Below are 533 nucleotides of genomic sequence, written 5' to 3' on the forward strand. Positions count from 1 at the left end.
CGAAGGTCGGATCACGCCGGCCTCTACCCTCGAGCGTTATGCCCCGTCGCGGCGGCGTGCCATCGTGGTCGCGACGTTGCTCGATCTCGAACGCCGCTTGACCGATGCGGCGCTGTCCATGGCGGACCGCCTCATCGGCGCGAGCTTCACACGCGGCAAAGCCGCGCGCGAGAGGACCTTCGTGGCCACCTCGCGCGACGTCGGCCGGCTCATGCGCCTTCTCGCGGGGACCGCCGGCGCAGTCGCGACGGCCATGAAGGAGAACGGCGACGCGCTCGCCGCGATCGATGCCGCCGTCGGGCTCGACAGGCTCATCGCGGCAAAGCCCCAGGCGGCCGAGATCGCCGACGTCGCAGAGGAGGATCCGCTCGTGCGCGCCGCCGATCGCTGGATGAGGCTGCGCAAGTACGGGCCGATGCTGATCGAGGCGATCGACTTCAAGGCGGCGCGCGCCGATGACCGCACGGTCGCGGCCCTGACCGCGTTGCGCGATCTGAACCGCTCGGGCAAGCGGGACCTTCCCAAGGGTACGC

Annotated in this window: 1 pseudogene; it reads left to right on the forward strand. The window is 70.9% G+C overall.

Features of this window, described 5'->3' with window-relative positions:
- Nucleotides 1–533: pseudogene (locus KZZ04_RS18415) on the forward strand (Tn3 family transposase); the annotation flags it as partial.

This window comes from Pseudoalteromonas sp. CR1, assembly GCF_019392235.1.
Classification (GTDB): Bacteria; Pseudomonadota; Gammaproteobacteria; order Enterobacterales; family Alteromonadaceae; genus Pseudoalteromonas.